The organism is Actinomadura sp. 3N407 (assembly GCF_052245875.1).
Classification (GTDB): Bacteria; Actinomycetota; Actinomycetes; order Streptosporangiales; family Streptosporangiaceae; genus Spirillospora.
Window position 1 is genome coordinate 1 of record NZ_JBQQBP010000093.1, and the last position, 606, is coordinate 606.

Genomic DNA, 606 nt, shown 5'->3' on the forward strand with positions numbered 1-606 from the left:
CTGCTGGCCATCGCACACCTGCCGGGCAAACGCGGTGCAGCCCCGCTGATCGGCCTGGCGTGGCTCAACCTCGTCGGCGGTGAACTGCGCTTGATGGAGTGCAGCCCCGACCAACTCGACCGCGAACTCGAACGCATCCGTCCCGCCGAAGTGCTGGCCGATGATGCGACGCTCAACACGATCCAGTTCGACGTTGCGCGTACACGCCTGCCCGACTGGCACTTCGACGTGGAAGCCGGCGCGCGCCGCCTGCGCGAGCAACTGGGCGTCGCAAGCCTCGTCGCCTTCGGCGCGGAAACGTTGACGGCGGCACTGGCCGCGGCAGGCGCATTGCTGAACTACGCGGCGGCCACGCAGGGCCAGTCGCTGCGGCACGTGATCGGCCTGACCGTCGAACACGAAAGCGAATTCATCGGCCTGGACACCGCCACGCGCCGCAATCTGGAACTGACGGAAACACTGCGCGGGCAGGAATCGCCCACGCTGTTCTCGCTGCTCGACACCTGCGCCACCAGCATGGGCAGCCGCCTGCTGCGCCACTGGCTGCATCACCCGCTGCGTGACCGTGCGATACCGCAGGCGCGTCAGCAGGCCATCGAGGTGCTG

At 68.2% G+C, this 606-nt stretch carries 1 protein-coding gene; it reads left to right on the top strand.

Going from position 1 to position 606, the window contains the following annotated elements; all coding sequences use genetic code 11:
* The coding region (locus ACTWPP_RS45085; protein WP_443110632.1) for a hypothetical protein at positions 1–606 on the top strand (606 nt) is incomplete at both ends.